Genomic DNA, 24,647 nt, shown 5'->3' with positions numbered 1-24,647 from the left:
ATATGTTCACCTCCCTGTTACTGGAAACCACCAACGGCGTGGCCACTATCACGCTCAACCGCCCGGATGTTTACAACGCATTCAATGATCCGCTCAGTTATGAACTACAGGATGCCCTGAAACAGGCAGAGAGAGACCCTGCGGTAAGGGTAGTGGTACTGACAGGGGCAGGCAAAGCCTTTAGCAGCGGGCAAGACCTCAAAGCATCAACCGAAACGGGCAAACGCAACCTGAGCGAATCGCTGCACAAACGTTACAATCCCATTATCCGCGCTATCCGCAACATGCCCAAGCCGGTCATCTGCAAACTCAATGGTGTGGCCGCCGGCGCCGGATGCTCCCTCGCACTGGCCTGCGATATGATCATCGCCAGCGAAGCCGCCACGATGATCGAAATATTTGTGAATATCGCGCTGGTACTGGATTCCGGCTCTTCTTACTTCCTGCCACGCACCGTAGGCTACCACCGCGCTTTTGAACTGGCCACCAAAGCCTCCAAAGTCACTGCCGCGGAAGCCCTGCAAATGGGACTGATCAACAAAGTGGTACCGGCCGATGCGCTCGACGCCGCCGTAGAAGCCGAAGCGGCCTACTACGCTGCCGCCCCCACCAAAGCCATCGCGCTGATGAAAAAAATGCTCACCAAAGGAATGACGGAATCACTGGACGCTACGCTCGAATACGAAGCCTACTGCCAGGAAATTGCCGGCAACTCCTCTGACTACAGCGAAGGCACCAACGCTTTCCTCGAAAAAAGAAAACCGGCATTCACCGGCAACTGATACCAAAACAATAAGAAATAAAAAACGGCCATGGTTTGATACAACCATGGCCGTTATATTTTTAAACCTGTGGACGATTACAGTCCGCTCAGGCAGATACCAATCTGATAAGGTCTGATATCCAGATCGCTGTTGTCTTTCAGCATCGGATTCAGGGAATAGGCGCCAAACAGGGCGAAGTTGCCATAACCTACACGGGCAGTGGCAGAAAAACGCCATGGGTTGAAAAAGCCCTTGTTGATGTCTTTATCCCAGTTTTTGGAACCGTTAGCACCAGTGTTGCGGCCTTTGGTATGTGCATTTACCAGTGTGCCCACCTTTACGCCCAGTGCGGCTTTAAAGCCTTTGTTGGCGTTGTCCGGCACGCTGCGATAGCGTATCTCAATAGGAATTTCCAGGTAAGTAGTGGCTACCTTGTATTTTTTATATGCATTGCTGGCAGGGAAGGAAGCCTTATCTGGGCTCACTTTCCCGGAGATGTCAAAAGTGTGATCTTTCAGATATACCCCGCTGGTGCTGATACCCAAACCAGCCGCCACACTCAGGGGCGACTTCTTGAACGGGAAATCGTACATCAGTGCGATATTAAAGCCCCTGTTGAAACCCGTCTTGATGCTATCAGGCGCTCCAGCCCAACCATCATAGGACAACTGAATCATCAGAAAATCCCGGGAATGGGTAGCCCTGTTAACTGCCTTGTTCATGGGAGAACCGCCTTCCTGTGCAAATACACCCACAGCTACAGCTATCAGGCCAAGGGTAAAAATTATTTTTTTCATAAATTATTTTAATACTTAGGAAAAAGAATATTAGGCAAATATATTGGAATGATTGTAAAAGAATTGGTTAAATATCCCCAAACACCTCCTTTTCGGCGCGAAAGTTACATAAAAAGTCATATTGATAACTCATATTCTTTACATGTACCACTTCCAACAAATGAACAAGATGAACAACAATAATGCATTTTTTTAGCTAAATTTCAGGAATGAATCCTCCAACGGGGAAACTACCCCGGCCAAAACAGCTAACTAGTCTGTGAAACCAAAAGCCTGATGAGAAATATAACCCTCACCGTCATAACCCTCGTGATAGCCGTACTCATGGTACTTAGCGGCTTCATATTTTATGCCGTGATGGTACGAAAAAGGACCAACGCTGCCGCCGACTGGATCAGGACGAGCCAGATAACCACTAACCAAGCCAAGGCCATCTCCATATTAGACCAAAGAAGTACCGCCGGCATCAAAGACTTTCTGCTTAGCAACCGTCGCCTTATCCCTCCGGAAGCACGGCTGCAGGACAGCCTCCAGCAAGCACTCCAACGCCTGTCCGGTAGTACCCACAACACCACCACCCAACAAGATCACCTCCAGGCCATACAACAATTACTGCTTCAACGCCGCCATACCAAACAACAGATCATCTCCACCGCCGACACCGATCCGGGTAAAGCCGGGGAAATAATCCTTGGCCCCATCTTCTCCGCCCAGACCGCCAGTCTCCGGAACCTGATCAACACCTATATTGATACGGAACAACAGGAACTGCTTCAACGCATCCGTAAAGATTCTTCTTATACCTCCTGGTCATTATGGGTGACACTGGGCCTTAGTGTCTTCATGATCATCCTCCTGATCGGAGAGGTCCGCTTTATATTCAGACTGTCGGTAAAAATAAAAGACTGGGGCAACCAGCTGCTCAAAAGCGAACAGACTTTCAAACGTCTCGTGGAAGAAGCGGAACCTATCATCTACCAATCCACGAAACACGGTTTCTTCACCTACGTCAGCCCACGGGCAGAAGAACTGACCGGCTATCCCAATACCGCCCTTATTGGCAAACATTACTCCCTGTTGCTGGATGACAAAGAATTTGAACGGCTGAAGACTTTTTACCTGCAGCAACTGGAAAACGGTGACGACTACTCGTCGCTCCGCTTTGAAATCACTACCCGCACCGGCGAGAAAAAATGGGTGGAACAACTGGCTTATCTCATCACCGGTGAAAACGGCCGAAAAGAATTTGAATGCATCGTCCGGAACATTGACCACGAATACCGTAAAGAACAACATCTTCAGTATCTCCAGAAAAGACTGGAGGCCATTCTGGACAATATGCCTTCCATGATGTTCGTAAAGGATATGCCCGGCAACTATCTGCTGGTCAATAACCGCTTCATGGAAGTGATGGGTGTCACCAAAGAAGACATTGTCGGGAAAACAGATGCGGACCTCCACTACCCCTGGGTAGAACGGTATGCCGGTATGGGCCGCAAAGTGATGGAAACCGGTGCCAGGGAAAAAACAGAAGAAACACTTACCATAGATGGTAAAACATACCATTTCCTCCTGACGATGTTCCCTCTCCGCAATGCCAGCCACGAAATGATCGGCATCTGCTGCATCGGTACCGACCTGACGGAGAAAACGCTTTACCTCGAACAGGAAAAAGAAGCCCGCGAAAAAGCGGTAGAGGCCCAGAAAAGCCAGGAAACCTTCCTCGCCAATATGAGCCATGAAATACGTACGCCCATGAACGGTATCGTTGGCATGACACAACTCCTGCTACAGGAAAAAGGCCTTTCTCCCATTCAACAGGAATATGTAACAGCCATCCGGCGCTCCGCCGAAAACCTGCTGGTCATCATCAATGAAATACTCGATTTCTCTAAAATAAAAGCAGGTAAACTGGAAGTGGTCAGCGAACCGTTCAACCTTCGGGAAGTTATCAACAGCACCTTTTTCCCGCTACAGCTGCAAGCCCGGGAAAAAGGACTGGTCTTCAATATCCGTACCGCGGAAAATATGCCGGTGGAACTATTGGGCGACGCAGTAAGGCTCCGCCAGATCCTTACCAACCTGATCGAAAATGCGATCAAATTCACGCCCAAAGGTTATGTAACGGTAACGGTTACACTGGTATTGGCCGATAAAAACAATTCCGGCGTCCGGATAGGCTTTGAAGTAAAAGATACCGGCATTGGTATCCCTGCTGACAAGCTGGACGTGATCTTTGAAAGCTTCTCGCAGAGCCATAAGGGCAACAGTCGCGATTTTGGCGGTACCGGGCTGGGGCTCACCATCTGCAAACACCTGATAGACCTGCAAAACGGTACCCTCAAAGTGGAGAGTAGCCCCGACACAGGCTCCATATTTTACTTTGAATTACCTTTCACTAAAAATCCTTTTCCACGGCCACAGCTGCCTGGTCAGCCATTGACACAGCCACCGGCGCAACCGCTCAAGGGACTGTCTGTCCTCATCGTGGAAGATAACCGTATCAATCAGCAGGTTGCCTATTACACGCTGAAGAAAGGCGGATGTTCACGCATCGACGTTGCTGACAGCGGCATGGCTGCTCTCGAAATATTAAGTACCAAATCCTATAATTGTATCATTATGGACCTACAAATGCCGGGCATGGATGGTTATGAAACCACCCGTGCTATCCGTAACAATGGTATCAATACCAGCATTATTGCCCTTACCGCGTCAGCACTGGACGGCGAAAGGGAACGTTGCCTGCAGGCCGGAATGAATGACTATGTGTCCAAGCCTTTTGAGAAAGATGACCTGTTCCGGAAAATTCAGGCTTCCACCAACAACGGCAACGACCAGGGACCACAACCGGAAAACCGACCCGATCCTGCTCAACAACTGTCTACACCAGCCGGCTCGAGCGGAAGCACCCCACCGCCGTCCAATCCGGGACCGAAAGATAAACCGGCTATCAGCTTCGAGTTTATCCACTCGGCGGTGGCTGAGGATGAAGTGAAAATTGTGCTGGAAGAGCTGGTACTGTCCATGCCCGCCTACATCTCGCAAATGCGGCAATATATCGAGGAGAAAAACTGGGCGGAAGTCGGCAATCTCGCCCATCAACTGAAAGGCAACCTGGGATTCGTTTCCATGCATGAAGCGGTACAACTAGCGCATGAAATCAACAGGGGAGTGGTGCTCGATAACAACTACGAGGAGATCTCCCGCAAAGCCGCCAGGATAGAAGAATTATTTAACCGTTACAAACCCGATATTGAGGCACATATCGCCACCTGCCCGTGATTACTGTGCCACCGGCAACGTGAAGTAGAACAGGCTGCCTTTGCCTTCTTCACTGGAAACACCGATAACACCACCCTGCGCTTCGATAAACTCTTTGGAAATGGCCAGTCCCAGGCCATTTCCTTTATGCCCCTTTACTCCCGGCACCTGAAAGAAACGTTCAAATATCCGGTCACGGAAAGCCAACGGTATCCCTTTCCCATAATCCTGCACGGAAAAAGACAACATATTGGTGCCTGTATTCTCCACCTTCAGGTCTATGGCCGATTTCAGCGTAGAATAACGAATAGCATTGGTCAAAAGATTTACCAGTACCCATGCGGTTTTTTCCACATCGGCCATCACCCGTGGCAGCACTTCCGGTACGTCCTGCCGGATGGTGATCTCCCGCTGCGCCGCCTGTTTTTGCACCGTGTCCAGTGCATACTGCACAATATTTAAAGCCGTGACCGGCTGCGGTTGCAACTGGATGTTACCACTCTCCACCTGTGAAAGGTCCAACAGCTCGCTCACAATTTTGATCATCCGCTGATTGTCCTGCTTCATGCTTTCCAGCAGCTCGCGCTGTTCCGGCTTCAAAGGACCGATACGTTCATCTTCCAGCAGTTTGAGGCTGAAATCGGAAGATGCCAGCGGGGTTTTTAATTCATGGGAGATAGTTGCGATAAAATGGGTTTTGGCGAGGTCCTGCTCCTTAAAGGCAGTGATATTTTTAAGGATAACGACATAACCTATACGATTATCTTCATGCCGGATATCAGCTACTTCCTGCGTAAAGAAACATTCTTTGCCGTCCACTACGATCTTCAGGGGCACATTCTCACGTGGATTGATCAGGAAACGCAGCAGGTCATTCTGCTTCGCAAGCCCATCTGCCGAATGGCCTATCAGTTCCTTTTCCGGAATACTCAGCAATTGCAGCGCCTGTGCATTGGCAAAAAGCACGGTATTCTGGGTATCAAAGCCAATGGTGGCATCTTTCAGGCTGCTGATCACCGCTTCGGCGCGTTGTTTTTCAAAGGTTATACGGGCAAGGTTGCTGTGTTCATATTCATCCAGCCGCTGGGCCATGGTATTGAAGGCGGTGGCCAATTCACCCAGCTCATCGTTGGACTTAAAATGCAATCTTTTGCTGTATTGCTTATCGGAAATGCCTTTGATGGCTTCGGTCAGCGCATTGATGGGGTCGGCAATATAACCAGGAAAATTATAGACAAAGGTGAACCCTAACAGAAAACACACGCCACTGATAATCGCGATGTACAACAGGGCATTATCGGCGGTGCGCTTTACCAGCTCGTTTTTCCCGACGATCGCATTCATGTTGAGGTCCATGATGGTATAGATGCCATTCTTAATAGCCGCCACATCTGCCGGGTTGGCAACGCTGTCTTTCTGCAATGTTTGAAATAAAGCAGCTACTTTGGCTGTGGCAAGGTACTCTCCGCGCTCGGTCACATTAGCCTGCTGCTGTTTCAGGTTAGTGGCAAACTGCTGCAAGGCCTGTGCTCTGTGCACAGGCAGGTCTTCCAACGCCACCAGCATATTTTTGGCGTACTCCAACGATTCATAGTTGTCTTTCAGGATGATCTTGGCTTTGTCGGTAAGCCGGTTCAGGTAATAATATCCCAGTACACTTACTATCAGCAGCATAATGTAGAGGAACAACACCCCTAAAGTAATCTTCGTTTTTAGCCTCAGTGTACTCATGACAGGATAATCAAATCTATATCGTTGGAAGAAAGTGTTTTCAGCAGCTGGTTAAACAGGTTGGTCCGCAAAATGATCCGGAACAAACTGATATGCGGTTTGCCGATACAAACAGTGGTGATCTGCTTATCCACCGCTACACGTATGATCGCATCGGAAATACGCGCATCATGTTCCTGCACAACTTCCGCGCCTAATTCTGTCGCCAGTTTCAGATTGTTGATCAAATGGCGCTGTGCGGCCAATGGTATTTTTTCAACGCTTTCCCGCGGTGTCTGCACATAGAGCACATACCAGTCTGCATGATAATAGGCCGCGAGGCGGGATGTTTTCCGGATAACCTTCCGGGCTACTTCGTCATTGGTGGAAATACAAGCCAGGAAAGATTCATGACGCATCTGCTGGCTGCGCGGCACTTCCGTTTCCACTTTTCTTTCCACCTGTGTGGCCACTTCTTTCAGCGCCAGTTCCCGCAACTGGAGGATTTTATCGGCCTGAAAGAAATTGCGCAAGGCAGTTTCTACTTTAGACTGATCATAGATCTTACCTTCTTTCAACCGGGTGATCAGCTCATCAGCCGTGAGGTCGATGTTCACCACTTCATCAGCCATTTGCAGCATACTGTCGGGCACCCGTTCCTTCACTTCCACGCCCGTAATGGCTTTCACCTCCAGGTTGATGCTCTCTATATGCTGGATGTTGACGGCCGAAATAACGTTGATGCCTGCATTGAGCAGGTCTATCACGTCCTGCCAGCGTTTTTCGTTTTTGGAACCGGGGATATTGGTGTGTGCCAGTTCGTCCACCACCACCCATTCCGGCGCCAGCAGCAGGATGGTATTGAGGTCCATCTCATCCAGCATCTTGCCTTTATAGAAAACCTGCCTGCGGGGGATCGCAGGCAGGCCTTCCAGCAGGGCGTGTGTTTCAGTACGCCCGTGCGTTTCTATATATCCAATCTGGATATTGATGCCGTTCCTTAACATGGCATGCGCTTCCTGGAGCATGCGGTAGGTCTTGCCTACACCAGCACTCATGCCGATGTAGATCTTGAACTTGCCCCGGCCGGCGCGGTTGGCCAGGTTAAGGTAATGTTGTACGGTGTTTTCTTTTTCTGTCATGGTATATTAAAACCACACTGCCAGCGATGCCGTCAGGGCAGCATTATTGTTTTTGAGTTCTGTTCCTTTGATGAATGTTTTGTCTCGTCCGTTAAACATCCTTCCTTCTATACGAAACATCACATTGCTGACGGGAGTAAAGTCGAGGTTGAGGGAGTAACCGGTTGTCTGGAATCCGTGCGGCGTCTCTGTGGCGATCACCACGCCGTCTGCATCGTTAAAGTATTCCACTCTTCCCGCTGCGGCCAGTTTATCCGTGAAAGCATAACGGGCAATCACGATGGGTGTATACCAGTTAGACAGGTCGCTGCTGCCTTTTGCTTTCTGTTGCAGACCATAGTCTATTCCCGCTATCAGGCTGAATTTGTCTGTTATTCCAAAGGTACCATAAAGGTTGTTAAAATAACGCATCCGGCGGGCGCTGTCAGCGAAATCATTTCCTACATATGTGCTCCAGTTAAGCAGCACCTTATCGGATGGTTTGAAGGTGATCTGCGTACCGAAATTAGGTGTCTGGTTACCGTCTACCCGTTTGATACGTTGCCATCCGTTAAGGTACATGGCGGCAAATGACCATTTTTCATTCGGTGTCCAGGTTACTTTGGCGCCGGTTTCAAAGTAAGGGGAGTTCTCTGCCAGCATACTGCGGGTCAGTGTGTAACAGTCCTTCCCGATGGCACTTTCAAAACCAATGTGGGCAGGCATAATACCGGCATCGATCCATACGTTTTTACCCACTCTCACGCCCACGTTGGCTTCATAAACATACTGCAGGATAGTAGGTTCCGCAGCCATATTGTATTGGGCGTAGGTACCTGTCATCAGGGCAATGTTACCCCGCACCCTGTCTGAATTATAATTGGCTTTCAACATAGCTAAGTTAAGGTTCAGCTCATTGTGCCTGTTAAAATTGTACAGGTACCCGGGCTTGGTATGATTTGCCGGTTGATTGAAGTCATAACTGTAATAGGCTTCAGCATAACCGGAAAATGTCAGTTTACCTTTTTCTTTTTCTTTCTCGGTAGTTGGTTCGGTTTGGGCAAAAAGGGTGATAGCGGCAGCCAGGATGGCGACCAGCAATAAAATCTTCTTCATAAAATTTATATAGGTTAAATAGATTTCCGGTGAGGGATTGTTTCCTGTTCACCGGAAACCATTGGTTTATTTTAACTCGTCCAAGGCGACGTTGAGTTTGAGGACATTTACAGTGGAAGGGCCCAGCATACCCAGCACAGGTGCCTGGGTATTGGCATCTACCAACTGTTTCAGTTTTTCAGGAGCGATATTTCTGGCTTTAGCCACACGTGCGATCTGTATATAAGCCGCAGCAGGAGAGAGGTGCGGGTCCAGGCCGCTGGCAGAAGCTGTCACCAGTTCCGCCGGGATATCGGCTTTTTTCACGTCCGGATTGTGCGCGAGGAAAGTATCAATTCTTTCCGCAACAGTTTTCAGGTAATCCGGGTTGCCAGGTGCTTTGTTGGAGCCACCGGAGCCGGCAGCATTGTAATCTACCGTGCTGGGGCGGGACCAGAAGTACTTATCGTCTGTGAATTTCTGTCCTATATTTTCATACCCTACTACTTTTCCATTATGCGTTACCGTTACACCGCCGCCTTTACCGGGCGCCATTTTGGCGATACCGGCAATAATGAGCGGGTAGATACCGGCCAGCAGCACCAGCAGGAGAACGGTCAGTTTAATAGAGGGCAGGAGATACTTTTTCATCTTCTTAATTTTTTCTTTTGACTACATAAAGAGAGCAATCAGCATATCAATCAGTTTGATACCGATGAAAGGAGCGATAACGCCACCCACACCATATATCAGCAGATTCCGGCGAAGCAGTGCGCTGGCGCCGATAGGCTTGTAAGCCACACCGCGCAATGCCAGCGGAATAAGCATAGGGATAATGATCGCGTTGAAGATCACGGCACTGAGAATAGCTGTTTCAGGGCTGTGCAGCTTCATGATATTAATACCCTGTAAAGCAGGGATAGAGGCTACGAAGAGTGCCGGTACGATGGCGAAGTATTTCGCTACGTCGTTGGCGATAGAGAAGGTGGTGAGGGTACCGCGTGTCATCAACAGCTGTTTACCGATTTCCACGATCTCGATCAGCTTGGTAGGGTCGTTGTCCAGGTCCACCATGTTACCGGCTTCTTTGGCCGCCTGGGTACCGCTGTTCATGGCTACGCCCACATCTGCCTGTGCCAGTGCCGGAGCGTCGTTGGTGCCATCGCCCATCATGGCTACGAGGCGGCCTTCCTGTTGCTCTTTGCGGATGTACGTCATCTTGTCTTCCGGTTTGGCTTCTGCGATGAAGTCGTCCACACCGGCTTTGGTAGCGATGTATTTAGCGGTGAGCGGGTTGTCACCGGTTACCATCACGGTTTTCACCCCCATTTTACGCAGACGTTCAAAACGTTCGCTGATACCGGGTTTGATGATATCCTGCAGTTCTATGACGCCTTGTACTTTGCTGTTGAGGGCCACTACCAGCGGGGTACCGCCATCACGGGAGATAGATTCCACACGGGCTTGTGTATCTTCCGGGAAATGGAAGCCTTCTCTTTCGGTGAGTTTTCTGATGGCATCATAAGCGCCTTTGCGGATACGGTTGCCATCAGCCAGATCGATACCGCTGCTGCGGGTTTCGGCGGTGAATTTCACGAGGCTGGCGCCGTTCACGGTCAGCTTACTGACGATGTCTTTACCTGCCAGTTCCACGATGGACTTACCTTCAGGCGTTTCATCAGACAGGGAGCTGAGGGCACACAGTCTGATAAATTCTTCCGGTGCATGGCCATTGGAAGGATAGAAGTTGGTGGCTTTACGGTTACCGATGGTGATAGTACCGGTTTTGTCCAGCAGCAGCACGTCGATGTCGCCGGCTGTTTCTACGGCTTTACCGGATTTGGTGATCACGTTGGCACGCAGTGCACGGTCCATACCGGCAATACCGATAGCGGAAAGCAGGCCACCGATGGTAGTGGGGATCAGACAGACAAACAGGGAGATAAAAGCGGCAATGGTGATCGGTGTTTGTGCATAGTCCGCGAATGGTTTCAGGGTCACACATACAATGATGAACACGAGTGTGAAGCTGGCCAACAGGATCGTCAGCGCTATTTCGTTCGGTGTTTTCTGACGGCTGGCGCCTTCTACCAGGGCAATCATTTTGTCGAGGAATGATTCGCCCGGTTCGGTGGTCACCCGTACTTTGATATGGTCTGACAGTACTTTGGTACCGCCTACTACACTGGATTTGTCACCGCCGGCTTCGCGGATCACCGGTGCAGATTCACCGGTGATAGCTGATTCGTCGATGCTGGCGAGGCCCTGAACAATCTCTCCGTCGGCCGGGATGATATCACCCGGATCACAAACGAAGATATCGCCTTTGCGCAGCGCGGAGGAGGAAATCACTTTGATTTCGTTGGTAAAAATTTCTCCTATCAGCTCTATTTTTTTGGCGGGTGTTTCCTCCCTGGTACGGCGCAGGCTCTCTGCCTGTGCTTTACCGCGTGCTTCTGCAATGGCTTCCGCGAAGTTGGCAAACAGCACGGTGAGGAAGAGTATGATAAAAACGGTGAAGTTATAAGCTGCACTACCCTGGTCCGTGTTTTTGGTAAAGGCAGCGTACAGGGCAACGACCAGCATCACCACGGTACCTATCTCCACGGTAAACATTACCGGGTTTTTGATCATCAGTCTCGGATTCAGTTTCACGAAGGACTGTTTCAGGCTTTGCAGCACCTGCTCCTTCGGAAACAATGTATTATCTCTTTTCTTCATGGTAATTGTTCATTATGGTTTATCATCTGTACAGGGAGAAATACTCTGCAATCGGGCCCAGTGCCAGCGCAGGGAAATAGGACAAGGCAGTGAGGACAATGATCACAGCGAATGTCATGGCGCCGAAAGTGATCGAATCTGTACGCAGGGTACCGGCGGATTCCGGAATGTATTTTTTAGATGCCATGATACCTGCGATCGCCACAGGGCCGATGATCGGCAGGAACCTGCCCAGTATCAGCACAAAACCGGTGGATACGTTCCAGAATACGTTGCCATCGCCAAGGCCTTCAAAACCGGAGCCGTTGTTGGCGTTGGAGGAAGTATACTCATACAGCATCTCGGAGAATCCATGGTAGCCGGGGTTGTTCAGCCAGGCTGACGGCTTCACGGCCCAATTGGCATCCGGATGATGAGCCAGTATCCAGGAAGAGAGGGCCGTGCCCGCCAATATCAGGAAGGGTGACAGCAGTGTGATGATCGCTGCGATCTTCACCTCTCTGGCTTCCAGTTTATGTCCCATCAGTTCAGGCGTGCGGCCTACCATAAGACCGGAAATAAACACCGCGATGATGATAAAAATGTAATAGTTAAGAATACCTACACCGCAACCGCCATAGAAGCAGTTCAGCATCATGCCCAGCAGCTCCATCAGGCCGGTCATCGGCATGGTGCTGTCATGGAATCCGCAGATGGAACCGGTGGAGATAATGGTGGTAACAGTGCTCCAGTAACCGGTTGCGGCAGGACCGAAGCGGACCTCCTTGCCCTCCATGGCACCGGTGAGCTGTTGTATGCCCATGTGCGCAATGGCCGGATTACCGTTTATTTCCGCCATCATGGTGGGTATCAGCAGGATGATCATCCCGATGGTCATCACCCCGAAAATGACATAGGCAAATTTGCGGCGGTTGATGAACATGCCCAGTGCAAATACCATGGCGATCGGGATCACTACCTGTGCCACCATTTCAGTCATCCAGGTGATGTAGTTCGGGTTCTCCAGCGGGTGGCAGGAGTTAGCACCAAACCATCCGCCACCATTGGTACCCAGATGTTTGATAGCGATAAAACCGGCAGCAGGGCCACGGGATACATTTACGGTGTCGCCCTGCATGGTCACTACGGTATCTTTACCCTCGAAGCTGGCAGGAGCGCCGTTAAACGCCAGTATCAGTGCAATCACGATACACAGCGGCAAAAGAATACGGGTGTTGGTTTTCAGGAAAATATCCCAGAAGTTGCCCAGTTTGGTAGTGCTCTTTTCTTTAAATGCTTTGAATACGACGATGAGTGCGGCAATACCAGTGGCTGCTGTGACGAATTGCAGGAAAGCCAGTACAAATAACTGGGTGAGATAGGTAACACCGGTTTCACCGGAATAGTGTTGCAGGTTACAGTTCACCAGGAAGCTGATCGCTGTGTTGAACGCCAGGTCTGCGGACTGTCCCGGATTACCATCTGGGTTCAGTGGCAGCTTATCCTGGAACATCAACATAAAAAAGGCATATACAAACCACACCAGGTTGATGGTCAGCAATGCTTTTAAATGTTCTTTCCAGGTCATTTCTTCTTTGGGATCGATGCCGGAGATCTTAAAGAACAGCCGCTCCATCGGAGCCATAAAGTCGGACCAGGTTTTTTCTCCTTTGAATACCTTTACGATATACCTCGCTAGTGGCCAGGCCAGTAGTAATGTTAGTCCATAGGTGGCAATAACGCCTAAAATTTCTGTTGTCATTTCTAATTAGTTAAAAAGCATGTTGCATGCGGCCACAGGTGAAAAGGCCGTCTCAGAATTTCTCCGGTTTCAGCAGTACATATACCATGTACCCGAACACCAGTATTGATAGCACGAATAAGGCGGTCATAACAGATTTGTTTATCAGATTTTTTCGAAATAGTCTACGCAGGCAAAGAAGAGGGCAAAGCAGGCCAGGCCCGCGAGTACCAGTAATACAGTCATCATAAAAAATGTTTTAAAGCGCTATTGTTTGTAAATGTTGAATCCTGACAGTTCGGAGGGAAGAAGGTAACATGTCCCGGTGCTGCGTACACAATATGGGCGACAACGCATATATAAACACACTTTCAATAGCATTCCGTACTGCGCTGCTGCCGTTGCGGTACAGTACCCCAGCAATGGTAAAACAACGTTTCACTTCCTGTAATTGTTCATGACGGATCATGTTGCCGGTATAATCGGCAAATGTGTGGATCACTTTGCTCACTTTTTCTTTGGCTGTCAATTGTTGCATAGGAAAGGACAAGCCAGGGATCTGTAAACCGATCAATTGTGAGATTTTCGAGTCTGGTAACATGTGAATCAAATGTTTTGATACAATGACTGGTATACCAGCCAAATGCCAGTATTAAAAAGAAGTTAAAAAATTAACATAAACAATTAATAATCAATCAAATAAACAAATATCAAAATGATCAAATAAAAAAATGGCAACGTGGGACCATGCAGAATCTGAAGGGTCTTTTCAAAAATGGAAAGGTGGGCATCAACATAAAAAAAGCGCCTCCCGGGTGGGAAGCGCTGATCAATTTTTACAGTCGTGAAATTTAAATGCTTTAGCTGAACAGGTACAACACATCTTCTTTGGTCAGCTTCTTCACAAAGCCGCTATCATCGGAGATGATCTCTTTCACCAGCGATTTTTTACGTTCCTGTAACTGTAATATTTTTTCTTCTACCGTGTCTTTACAGATCATACGGTAAGCGAAGATATTTTTCGTTTGTCCGATACGGTGGGTACGGTCTATCGCCTGTTGCTCCACAGCAGGGTTCCACCAGGGGTCCACGATGTACACATAGTCAGCCGCGGTCAGGTTGAGGCCCACGCCACCAGCTTTCAGTGATATCAGGAATACCCGGCACTCATCGTTGTGCTGGAAGTTCTGGATAGCCTTTTCACGGTCCATGGTAGACGTGCTGCCATCGAAGTATTCGTAAGGAATCTTCATGTGCTGCAACCTTTCCCGTATCAGGCCCAGCATACCGAGGAACTGGGAAAACACCAGCACCTTGTGGTTACCGATATTTTCAGCGATCTCACGGGTCAGCTCATGCAGCTTTACGGAATGGTTGGGATACTGCTCCGTATCGTTGAGGATAGCCGGAGAGTCACATATCTGGCGCAGCTTCATCAGGCCTTGCAGGATGGTGAGCTGAGAGCGTTCCATACCCTGGTCTTCTATGACGCCCAGGATCTTGGACCGGTAGGTGTTCCGGTAAGCATCATAAATATGACGTTGTTCAGGGTCCATTTCGCAGAAGATGACCGTCTCGATTTTATCCGGCAGGTCTTTCGCCACCTGCTCTTTGGTACGGCGGAGGATGAACGGATAAATCAGTTTGCGCAGGTGTTCTTTTCTTTCTTCATCCTGGAACTTGTCTATCGGTGTGGCAAACTCGTTACGGAAGAAGTCCACACTGCCCAGCATACCCGGGTTCAGGAAGTTCATCTGCGCATAGATATCGAAAGTATTGTTCTGCATAGGCGTACCGCTCAGCGCCAGCCTGTTCTTGGTTTGCAGCAGCTGGGCCGCCTTGGTCACTTTGGACTGCGGGTTTTTGATCGCCTGCGATTCATCCAATACCACGTAGTCAAACTCCAGTTTCATCAACGTCTGGATATCGCTGCGCAGCGTACCGTAGGTGGTGATGATCACATCAAACTTGGCCAGTTCTTCCGAATCTTTGATACGGGTAGGGCCGTGATGGATATGGTGCTTGATTTCCGGCGTGAACTTACGGATCTCGTTCTCCCAGTTATAGATCAGGGTGGTAGGGCATACCACCAGTGCCATACATTTTCCGCCGTTCTTGTTTTTGTAATACTGGAGGAAGGTAAGCGCCTGGATGGTTTTACCAAGACCCATGTCATCCGCAAGGATGCCACCCCATTTGATCTCATCGAGATAATTGAGCCACTGGAAGCCGCTTTCCTGGTAGGGGCGCAGCGTTGCCTGCAGGTTGTTGGGCAGGGAGATGTTACGGATCTCGTCAAACTGCAACAGCTTTTTGCGTTTCTGTTCCAGTTCTATTACTACAGCTTCATCGTCAATGAACTCATACAGTTCATCAATTACGCTGAAGTTGTATTTGCTGAGTTTAAGGCCTTTGTCTTTTTCTTCCCCTACTTTGAAGAGGAGAGAATATTTACGCAGCCATTCTTCCGGCAGAAGGCCCAGGGAGCCATCTGCCAGCTGCACATAGTTCTGTTTGTTGGCCAGCGCATTTTTAATGTCTTTGATGCTGACCTTCTGGTCGCCATAGAGCACTTCAATCTGTGCATCGAACCAGTCGATGCCGGAGCTGATTTGCAGGTTGGTGACCGGCTTATGTGAGCTGAATTTGAAGTTGCGCAGGTTATCGAAACCGAAAACGCGCACATTCATTTCTTTCAGGGCATCGAAGAAAAGGAAGAACCAGTTGTTCTTCAGGGCTTCTTTGGCGCGCAGGTAGAAATAGTGCTGGTTGTCGTTCTGTGCGAAATTGGTATGCAGCGTGCGCAGGCGGCTTACAAAGGCATCTTCCGCTTCTTTGTTACGGCGGATGACCAGTACTTTGTTGCCTTCCTGTACCGTGATTTTCTCTTCTTCATTCCATTCCACTTCCTGTCCGCGGTAAGCGAATCCCGGCTGGATGATGAACGTTTCGCCCAGTTCTTTCAGGTACACACGGCATTCCGGTTCGATGTCAGTTACCTCGGCGAGGAGTTCTTTGTCGAAACGGATATCGTACTGACGGCTTAATGGCAACAGGTAGTCCTTCAGGTATACCGGCCATTCCTTGTTAGGAATTTTCAGTTTACCGCCATTCTGCTGAAAGAGCGCCACATGCAGGGCATCCTGCGGACTTTCAAACAGGTACAGTGTATTCTGGTAAAGGAATAGCAGCGGGCTTTCCCAGTTGTTTTTAGAGACGTCGATCATTTCGCCTTCGACAGACACGTAGCAGTTGATCTCCACATGGGAGCTGCCACTGTTGGTCTTCAGGATGAGTTTCAGCCTGTCGGCGCCTATCTGTAAGGGTTCCAGGTTTTTTGTTTTGAACTGCTGCCTGTTAGGGAGATAAAATACCAGCCCGTGTTCGGCCAGCTGCGGAAACAGTTTGGCCAGTTTGGGATGCAGATATTCCAGCATCAGTTCTTTGGTTTCGGTGGGCAGCTCTTCCGCATTTTCATGCGTGATGTTTTCCCAGATGCCCGCGAATGGCGAGTTTTTGCTGAGAAACTTGCTGACTTCCGGTCCTTGCAGTTTACGGATAGGAGCGATCAGCTCCCGGTCTTTCTCCTTGTACTGATAAAAGTCAACGTACTTGGTGAGGTCAAGTTTGCTGGCCAGGGACACGAAGGCGGTTTGCTCGTCGTTCACTTCACCGGCAACGATATCTATTTTGAAATAAGGATATAACGTTTCGTTGGCGTTGAAAACCGCGGCCAGCCGCTGTGTCACCGTCAGGGTTTCTTCTGGTGGGGGAGCCGCCTGCTGCTGCTGTCTGCCGGCAGTGGCGCCGTCGACCCGTTTAATGGTAGGGTCCAGCACACGCAGGAAGGGTTTGCCATCCATGTAGGAGAAGGCAAATTTTCCATCCAGGTCGTCTGTCAGGGAATAACCGTAGAGAGAGAGTAGTTTGTTTTTCTCCTTGTCCCAGTTGCGCAGCGTATCAAAATAAAACGGACCGTTCTTCTGCAGCAGTTGCAGGAAGAGGGCGGTTTTATGCACACAGAGCGCATGGGCTGTTTCATCGCAGGTACAATGGGTATCGAAAAAACGTTCCTCATTGCGCTGGACGATCAGCGGATACTCTTTCTTATCCAACGTCAGCACAGCCTCCACTTTTTCATCTTTGGCAGATGAAACTTTGGCCGGGTGCTGCTTCACGATCGTTTCCGCTTCCGCGATGATGCTGGGGGAAGTCAGTAGTTTGATCGTTTTAATATCGATGGATTTCATTTTGATCAGGGTATGTTGTTGATCAAAATGTGTTTCAAAGCTTTCGAAATGATTCTTGTCCAGCATTTCCTGAAGCTGGAACAGTGCTGCTGCCTCGTGCCGGCAGATGTCTCCCAGGTTATAGGGACACTGGCAACGGATAGACATACCGCTGGTTTCACCGTATTTATTGATGGAAACCCGGTAATAATTGGCATGCGTGTCACTTTTGACGCGGAAAGTAGCTGATTTCAATACCGGGTCAGCTTCAATGAGCTCAACACCCCCGGTAGAAAAAATACGCTTCCCCCTGCGGATCACTTCATCAGTGCCGTTATTGTAAACATATTTTAGCAAATGGGGCAGCGACATACTATTCGTTGTTGCCTGCTTTTGATATCAACAGCCAGGGGTAAATAAATATATCAAAAAACTTTAACCGCTGATAAAAAGGCAATCCACAAAAGTAAGCAGAAATCTTTAATAAACAGCGTGCAAAATGCCGGTAAAACGGCAATCCCTTGGTGGTGGCAATTTAGCTGTGAGGCGCACGGGGAGAGTGCTTTATTTGATATATAATTATTTTAATATTTAATTATTTTAATGCGTTTCAACTGATGTTATTTTACCATTGTTTTTCAATTCATTACGATCACATCAATAAAAAATTAAATAGATGAAATACGAGGCCCGCCATTAACACCATAGCGCGAGGCGCGGGAAATGCGAATACCCAGGACCAAAAGCCCTGGGCCAGCATGTATTTTTAACGGATATGCTGGATATACCGCTTCACGGAAAAATCCATGGCCTCCTTCGCACCCGTACGCACATATTTTCCAAATGCCCCATACATGGCATCGTAAGCATAAGGCGCTACCGCATGCTCAATTACTTTTACCTCAGCGGCCGACAACGGAATATTATTAGGATAGCTATACATAAATGACATGCTCTTCCTGTCGGTAGACACCTGGATCACGTCACCTACCAACAGAAACCCTTTACCGGCCGGACTGTATAATACATTCGCTCCGGGGAAATGCCCGCCGCACAACACCAGTTTGATACCATCCCACAGGTCCAGTGTCTGGCTGTCCCACAGTTTGATCACCTCATCATGCCGCCCCAACCAGGAGGCATCCAGTTTGTGCACATACACGGGCACCCGGCCGAAGGCATGGCTCCATTCTACAATGGTGGAAAAATAATGCGGGTGCGAAATCGCAATGGCCCGTATACCGCCCAACCGCTGTATGATATCTATCGTAGAGGCGTCGAGGTGAGCCACACAATCCCACAGGATATTGCCGTTGGGTGTCACCAGCAGGTGGGCCCGCTGCCCGATACCAAAATCCGGCGTGGTATAGATGGCATAAAGGTTAGGCGCTATCAGCTCTATGATATTTTTATGTCTCTTCTGTACCTGATCAAAGGTAGTCCAGCTTTGTCCGGCCGGATTTACATACTGACGCTCATCTTCGCAAATAGGGCAATGTGCCGGCTCTTCTGCAGTGGCGTCATACTGCACGCCACAGGTCACACAGATATAATGTTTCATGTCTTTCGGTTTGTCCTCAGAAAGGTAGGGCATTTTCGATAAAAGTGGGAACCCTGCCACCGCTAGTCCGCTTTGTTTAAGCCACTCCCGTCTTGATTTGTCTTGTGCCATGATATGCTTGTTTTGAGAAGCAAAAGTAACCCGCCACCATGCTGCCTTCAAGGGACATACTCAACAAATACTTGTACATTTGAACATGCGACCTGCTATTCCTCAACACCGGATCAACGATGGCGTGACCACCACGGTTTCCGCACCGGTCAAACATGTACTGATTGCTGCTTTTGACGATACGGGGAAAATCATGCCCCGCCAATATCCCCACCGGCATACTTATTACGAGATCCTTTTGCTGCATAACAGCAAGGGCACACATAATATCGATTTTAACACTTACCCTTTCGACGGAGCGGTGGTGTTCCTGCTCTCACCGGAACAGGTGCATCAACTGGACAGAGAAGCCACTACCGGCTACTCCCTGAAGTTTGACCCGTCTTTTTTCAGCAGCGGCAATGATCCTGACAGTCAACTGCTGGGGCATTTCCTGTTTGATAATATGCAGTCTTACCCGGTTATCCCGCTGGAACCGGCAGACCTGGCGCGGCTGGAAAACCTGATGAGCATTGCACGTGAGGAGTATGACCAGACAGACGAAGATATCACGCCCATTCTCTTTTCGTATATCCGTGTGCTGCTGATGGAAATTATGCGTATCCGCAGACGGCAGCTGTCAGAGCCGCACCTGTTGCCCGGTCAGCCGCAGACGCAGCTGCTGCAGTTCAAACAGCTGCTGCACCAGCATTTCCACGAACTCCACGAAGTACAGGACTATGCCTCCCGGCTGTACGTTACCCCGCGGCAGCTCAATGCGCTCACACAAAAGCTGACCGGTAAAACGGCCGGTACTTTCATTAAAGAGCGTATCCTCCTGGAAGCGAAACGGTTATTGTTCCTCAATGAACTGACTGTCAAGGAAGTAGGGTATCAGATTGGGTTCGATGACCCGGCTTATTTTACACGCTTTTTCAAAAAGAATACAGGCAAATCCCCTCAGCAGTTCCGGGAAACATTCCAGCCGGCATAAATGTGCAAGCCAAACACTATTTTATCCATGGACATCCCCGCTGATGCCTGCTAGTTTTGTGTCTTCATTTTTAAAACACACTCACATGAAAGACAACAAACAAAGCGCATTTCTCGTATTACGTATAGGTATTGGCGTATTATTCCTCATTTTCGGTATTCAGAAAATCATGGGAGGCCCTGCTATGTGGGCGTTTCTGGGAGGTACCCTGAAAATGATCGGTATCAGTCAATGGCCGGTATTCTGGGGATTTATGGCGATGCTGGCGGAAGTAGTTGGTGGCATTGCCCTGATCACAGGGTTTTTTATACGGCCGGCGGCGGTGGCCCTGCTGTTCACCATGGTGATAGCCACCCTGTTTAAAGTCAGCTCCGGCGCACCTTTCGCGGATACAGCCTTTCCGCTGTCGATGATGATCGTATTTGCAGCTTGTATTATAGGTGGCAAAAAACAGTTAGCCGCTTAATCACTTAGTCATTTGATCATTTGGCTATTTGCTTATTTAAAAGGTTGCCTGGCAAAACTTCAATAAGCAAATAGCCAAATGATCAAATATTAAAACGGCACCAGCTCACCGTTCCTGAATATCGGCAGCACATTGGCGCCGTCAGGGGTGAGGCAGTAGGTAATATCTTTTTCCAGTCCGTATTTCGCCAGGCGTTTGTAGTGGGAAGCCTGTTTCATATAGGTATAGATATCTCCTTTCGTAGTATTGTACAGTGTTTCAGCGGCAGTAGCAGAATCACAGTTAACGTCAAAATGTTCACGGATGCGGCTTACCACGGCGCCGGCAAAGAGCGTGTCTTCCATATTCACGCGGTCTTTCCAGGCGGCGCAGCCCAGGATGACGTTTTGTCCCTGTGAGATCAGGTAGTCACATACCGCGCTGATATTGGGAAAGGAGCCGGTAACGATCTGGATGGCATCTTTGGCCATATGCAGCAGTTTTGTTCCGTTGGTGGTGGTCAGTACCAGTGTTTTGTTTTCGATGAACTCCCGGGGATATTCAAAAGGGGAGTTGCCATGTACGAGTCCTTCAGCTACTTTGCCATCGCGTTCCCCGGCGGTGATGCCGTCGATAGCACGGCCGATGTTCACACATTCTTCTACAGTAGCTACCGGTATTACTTTTGTTGCACCATTATAGAGGGCGGTACAGATGGTAGAGGTAGCACGCAGCACATCGATGATGACCACGATGCTGTTTTTCACATCATACAGATGTAATAAAGCCGGAGATAAACATACTTCCAGGCTGGGTTTGTTGGTTGTTGTCATTCAATTGCTTTTAGGCATTAATCAAGGACTACTCTCCACTTTTCGCTCTCCGCATAGTCCTTAATAACATCATTCCTTAGTTTCAGCAGGCGGGTCATATATTTTTGGAGATAAAACCGTTCAAACATCCGCCCGAGCCAACCGTAAGGGGTGCCAAAATCCATGATATCAATCATTACGGTGCCGTTACCGATTTCCTTAAAATGGTGCTCATGTTTCATGTGGGTGAAATCACCTTCCGTCATTTCATCGGTAAAATGTTCCCCTTCCGTCATGGTAGTGACCTTGGTGGTCAGTTCCCGCATTTTGCCTATATGTTTGGCGCGCCAGGTGACAGTTTCGTTCAACCGGATCAGTCCATTGGTCCGGCCTTTGACGGCCTCTTCCTGCATGTGTGACATGCTGCGCTTATGCAGGGTAATACTCCGGCTAAGGTCATACACCCTCTCTAATGGTGCATGGATAACGGTAGTTAAATGAATGATAGGCATAGATATGGCAATAAATAAAGTTCTCGCAAAGGTTGCTCCCAAAGAATCCAAAGAGAGCAAAGAAGCAAAGTATTCAATTATAACAAGAGAGCAAAGGAACGAAGGACAAATTTTGCTATTCGCTCCTTTGCTTCTTTGCTCTCTTTAAATCCTTTGCGAGGCGGAAGTTAATAACTTTCACCCGCTATTCCTAGCCAAGGAAAGGCACTTTCACCACTTTTGCTTTCAGGGCTTTGTCCCTTACGGCAATAAATATTTCTGAATCCAGTGCTGCATTGGTTGTTTTCACATAACCCAGGCCAACAGCCTTGCCCAGGGAGGGGGACTGTGTACCGGAGGTTACACGGCCAATTACATTGCCGGCAGCATCTTTGATTTCATAGTCATGACGGGCAATGCCTTTGTCAATCATTTCAAAGCCAACCAGTTTCTGGGAAATACCTTCTGCTTTCTGTTTTTCGAAAATAGCGCGGGAAGGGAAGTCTTTGGTGAATTTGGTGATCCATCCCAGACCGGCTTCCATCGGAGAGGTGCGGTCGTCGATGTCGTTACCGTACAGGCAGAAGCCCATTTCCAGGCGGAGGGTGTCGCGGGCGCCCAGGCCGATAGGCTTCAGGCCTTTAGGACCGCCGGCAGCGAAGATAGCGTCCCAGATTTTCTCTGCGGCGCCGTCTTTGTCTTCGAAATAAATTTCGATACCACCCGCACCGGTGTAGCCGGTAGCGCTGATCACCACGTTGGGAACGCCGGCAAAAACGCCTTTGGCGAAGGTGTAATATTTCAGGTTGACGATATCAGTGTCAGTCAGAGGCTGCAGGATGCTGGTGGCGTTAGGGCCCTGGATGGCCAGCAGGCAGGTTTTATCGGAAATGTCGTGCATTTCCACCCCTTTGGTATTGAACTGGCTGATCCAGTTCCAGTCTTTTTCGATATTGCTGGCATTCACCACCAGCATATACACGTTGTTTTCTTCGATGCAATATACCAGCAGGTCGTCTACCAGGCCGCCTTCGTTGTTAGGCAGGGAGCTGTACTGGGCTTTGCCGGCAGTCAGTTTGGAGGCGTCGTTGGTAGTAACCCGTTGAATCAGGTCCAGCGCATGTTCACCTTTCAAAATAAACTCACCCATGTGGCTCACGTCAAACACACCGGCATTTGTACGTACCGCCTGGTGCTCATCATTGATACCTGTATAGGAGATTGGCATGTTGTAACCCGCAAAAGGAGCCATCTTCGCGCCCAATGCTATGTGCTTCTGTGTAAAAGGTGTGTTTTTCATACTTTGTTTTTAAAACGGGGCAAAAATAGGGATTTGCCTTTTATGAAAGATAAACCACTCCCGGCGAATGACCGTTTTCAGACCAAGCATCATATTAAACATACTTGAAATGCAACAGGAGCTTAAAAAAGAACTGCCCCTGTTGCGCTATTAGCAGGGGGTAATTCCGTAATTTTGCAGCAACCCAAAAAAAGATTGCGTGAAAAAGATAACCTGGCTGTTACCATTGGTATGTACTACCTTGTTCGTAGATGCACAGAAAAAAAATGACCGAAAAACCCTGTCCAATCTGCAAACGCATGTCACTTATCTCTGCAGCGACAAGCTGGAAGGCCGCCAGACCGGCGCCCCCGGCGAGCAGCTGGCTGCTGCCTATCTTTCCTCCCAGCTCGAACAAATAGGCGTAAGCCCAAGAGGGGACAATGGTTTCCTGCAGACCTTCACCATCCGCGAAAGCCGCGAACCGGACAACTGCACACTGAGCCTTAATCATGATAAGCTGGTCTCCGGCAAACAATTCATTGCGCTGCCTTTCAGCGCAGGCAAAAGCGCCAAAGGTGAAGTACTCCCCGCTGTAAATGAACCAGACAATATCTGGCTGATCAACATCACGGAGATAGAAGCTGATCCGCATAAAAGCAAACTGGAACAATACCTGCAGCAAACACAGATCGCCGCCAAATCCGGCGCCACGGCTGTTATCTTCTACAATGGCAAGGAAACGCCGGCGGAAGTAAACGGCTGGCATAAACAAGCTATGGCCCCTGCCAGCATCCCTGCGGTGTGGGTCAGCAGCGATGTCAGCAAAATACTGGGCAACGACGATGCGAACGCTTTTCAGATCGATATGAAAATAGCTTTCAAAAAAGTGAAAGTGACCGGCACCAATGTAATCGGCTTTATCGATAACCAAGCTCCTAAAAACGTGATCATCGGGGCACATTACGACCACCTCGGCAAAGGGGCCAATAACACGATCTATCATGGCGCCGATGATAATGCCAGCGGTACCGCCGCCCTCCTCGAACTGGCCCGCATGCTCAAATCCGCCCGGATCAAAAACCACAACTTCGTGATCATCGCCTTCTCCGGTAAAGAAGAAGGGCTGGCCGGCTCCTCCTGGTTTACTTCCCACAGCGAAGGCATTGACCTCATGTCGGTGAACTATATGATCAACATGGACATCATTGGCGACCTCGACGCCTCGAGGGGCGTACAAATCGGAGGTATTGGCTCCTCCGCAGGATGGCCTGAAATCATTGGCAGTGTGGCCGCCAAAGATACCCGGGTAGTTTACGACTCCTCCAGCACCGGCACTTCTGACCACGCTTCCTTCTATAAAAAAAATATCCCCGTGCTGTACTTCTACACCAACGCCCATAAAGGCATCCCGGAAGCAGACGACAACCCGGACAAGATCAACTATGACGGCACGCTCACAGTGATCAAACTGGTGTACGACATCATCGGCAAAACAGACAATATGGAAAAACTGGCGTTCAACTCCGGTACCGCCAGAAAATAAATACCACC

Annotated in this window: 19 protein-coding genes; 5 read left to right on the top strand and 14 right to left on the bottom strand. The window is 49.2% G+C overall.

The genetic code is table 11. From position 1 onward, the window contains the following. Window positions 1–2 precede the first annotated feature (2 nt). Window positions 3–782, top strand: a complete 780-nt coding sequence (locus tag HHL17_RS03920; RefSeq protein WP_169223476.1) for an enoyl-CoA hydratase-related protein — start codon at window positions 3–5, stop codon at window positions 780–782. 77 nt (window positions 783–859) lie between these two features. Here HHL17_RS03920 and HHL17_RS03915 read toward each other — a convergent pair whose 3' ends face one another. Continuing rightward, window positions 860–1,561, bottom strand: a complete 702-nt coding sequence (locus tag HHL17_RS03915; RefSeq protein ID WP_169223475.1) for a porin family protein — start codon at window positions 1,559–1,561, stop codon at window positions 860–862. Between the two features lie 276 nt (window positions 1,562–1,837). Between HHL17_RS03915 and HHL17_RS03910 the strand changes: the two genes are divergently transcribed. After that, window positions 1,838–4,846: a PAS domain S-box protein gene (locus HHL17_RS03910; RefSeq protein ID WP_169223474.1), complete on the top strand. Its 3,009-nt coding sequence runs from the start codon at window positions 1,838–1,840 to the stop codon at window positions 4,844–4,846. On the opposite strand, the gene HHL17_RS03905 is transcribed toward HHL17_RS03910, so the two are convergent. From HHL17_RS03905 to HHL17_RS03860, 10 genes are all read right to left on the bottom strand, one after another. Continuing rightward, a complete protein-coding gene (locus HHL17_RS03905) occupies window positions 4,847–6,556 on the bottom strand; it encodes a sensor histidine kinase (RefSeq protein WP_169223473.1) in 1,710 nt (569 codons plus the stop codon). It abuts the gene before it with no gap. Further along, window positions 6,553–7,677, bottom strand: coding sequence for a sensor protein KdpD (locus HHL17_RS03900; RefSeq protein WP_169223472.1), 1,125 nt, complete (start codon window positions 7,675–7,677; stop codon window positions 6,553–6,555). Before HHL17_RS03900 ends, HHL17_RS03905 begins: the two co-directional genes overlap by 4 nt. A 6-nt stretch (window positions 7,678–7,683) precedes the next feature. Further along, a complete protein-coding gene (locus tag HHL17_RS03895) occupies window positions 7,684–8,772 on the bottom strand; it encodes a porin (RefSeq protein WP_169223471.1) in 1,089 nt (362 codons plus the stop codon). Between the two features lie 66 nt (window positions 8,773–8,838). Beyond that, window positions 8,839–9,402 carry a K(+)-transporting ATPase subunit C gene (locus HHL17_RS03890; RefSeq protein WP_169223470.1) on the bottom strand — a complete coding sequence of 188 codons (564 nt, stop codon included), beginning with the start codon at window positions 9,400–9,402 and terminating at the stop codon, window positions 8,839–8,841. A gap of 21 nt (window positions 9,403–9,423) precedes the next feature. Then, entirely contained in the window at window positions 9,424–11,472 is a 2,049-nt protein-coding gene (gene kdpB / locus HHL17_RS03885) for a potassium-transporting ATPase subunit KdpB (protein ID WP_169223469.1), read from the bottom strand. Window positions 11,473–11,494: 22 nt separating this feature from the next. Further along, a complete protein-coding gene (gene kdpA, locus HHL17_RS03880) occupies window positions 11,495–13,213 on the bottom strand; it encodes a potassium-transporting ATPase subunit KdpA (RefSeq protein ID WP_169223468.1) in 1,719 nt (572 codons plus the stop codon). Between the two features lie 52 nt (window positions 13,214–13,265). Next, window positions 13,266–13,343 carry a K(+)-transporting ATPase subunit F gene (gene kdpF / locus HHL17_RS33920; protein WP_169225900.1) on the bottom strand — a complete coding sequence of 26 codons (78 nt, stop codon included), beginning with the start codon at window positions 13,341–13,343 and terminating at the stop codon, window positions 13,266–13,268. A gap of 108 nt (window positions 13,344–13,451) precedes the next feature. Next, on the bottom strand, window positions 13,452–13,793 hold the full coding sequence (locus HHL17_RS03870) for a DUF7674 family protein (protein WP_169223467.1): 342 nt from the start codon (window positions 13,791–13,793) through the stop codon (window positions 13,452–13,454). Between the two features lie 259 nt (window positions 13,794–14,052). Next, window positions 14,053–17,793 (bottom strand): DEAD/DEAH box helicase, encoded by a 3,741-nt coding sequence (locus HHL17_RS03865; RefSeq protein ID WP_169223466.1) that lies wholly within the window; start codon window positions 17,791–17,793, stop codon window positions 14,053–14,055. Window positions 17,794–18,187: 394 nt separating this feature from the next. Beyond that, on the bottom strand, window positions 18,188–18,982 hold the full coding sequence (locus tag HHL17_RS03860) for an MBL fold metallo-hydrolase (RefSeq protein ID WP_169223465.1): 795 nt from the start codon (window positions 18,980–18,982) through the stop codon (window positions 18,188–18,190). Between the two features lie 196 nt (window positions 18,983–19,178). On the opposite strand from HHL17_RS03860, the gene HHL17_RS03855 reads away from it, so the two are divergent. Both HHL17_RS03855 and HHL17_RS03850 read left to right on the top strand, forming a co-directional pair. Continuing rightward, the gene (locus HHL17_RS03855; protein WP_206155902.1) at window positions 19,179–20,066 is read left to right on the top strand and encodes a helix-turn-helix domain-containing protein; all 888 of its coding nucleotides are present in this window, start codon (window positions 19,179–19,181) and stop codon (window positions 20,064–20,066) included. 85 nt (window positions 20,067–20,151) lie between these two features. Beyond that, window positions 20,152–20,532, top strand: coding sequence for a DoxX family protein (locus tag HHL17_RS03850; RefSeq protein ID WP_169223463.1), 381 nt, complete (start codon window positions 20,152–20,154; stop codon window positions 20,530–20,532). A gap of 89 nt (window positions 20,533–20,621) precedes the next feature. Here HHL17_RS03850 and HHL17_RS03845 read toward each other — a convergent pair whose 3' ends face one another. The 3 genes from HHL17_RS03845 to gcvT form a co-directional block, all read right to left on the bottom strand. Further along, window positions 20,622–21,344, bottom strand: coding sequence for a 2-phosphosulfolactate phosphatase (locus tag HHL17_RS03845; protein ID WP_169223462.1), 723 nt, complete (start codon window positions 21,342–21,344; stop codon window positions 20,622–20,624). A gap of 17 nt (window positions 21,345–21,361) precedes the next feature. Then, a complete protein-coding gene (locus HHL17_RS03840) occupies window positions 21,362–21,835 on the bottom strand; it encodes an SRPBCC family protein (RefSeq protein WP_169223461.1) in 474 nt (157 codons plus the stop codon). 190 nt (window positions 21,836–22,025) lie between these two features. Continuing rightward, on the bottom strand, window positions 22,026–23,114 hold the full coding sequence (gene gcvT / locus HHL17_RS03835; RefSeq protein ID WP_169223460.1) for a glycine cleavage system aminomethyltransferase GcvT: 1,089 nt from the start codon (window positions 23,112–23,114) through the stop codon (window positions 22,026–22,028). Window positions 23,115–23,313: 199 nt separating this feature from the next. Between gcvT and HHL17_RS33815 the strand changes: the two genes are divergently transcribed. Continuing rightward, window positions 23,314–24,639 (top strand): M28 family peptidase, encoded by a 1,326-nt coding sequence (locus tag HHL17_RS33815; protein ID WP_169223459.1) that lies wholly within the window; start codon window positions 23,314–23,316, stop codon window positions 24,637–24,639. Window positions 24,640–24,647: the final 8 nt, after the last annotated feature.

The organism is Chitinophaga fulva (assembly GCF_012927205.1).
GTDB classification, from domain to species: Bacteria; Bacteroidota; Bacteroidia; order Chitinophagales; family Chitinophagaceae; genus Chitinophaga; species Chitinophaga fulva.
Note: the sequence above shows the minus strand (reverse complement) of the source record. Positions and strands in the feature narration are given on the sequence as shown.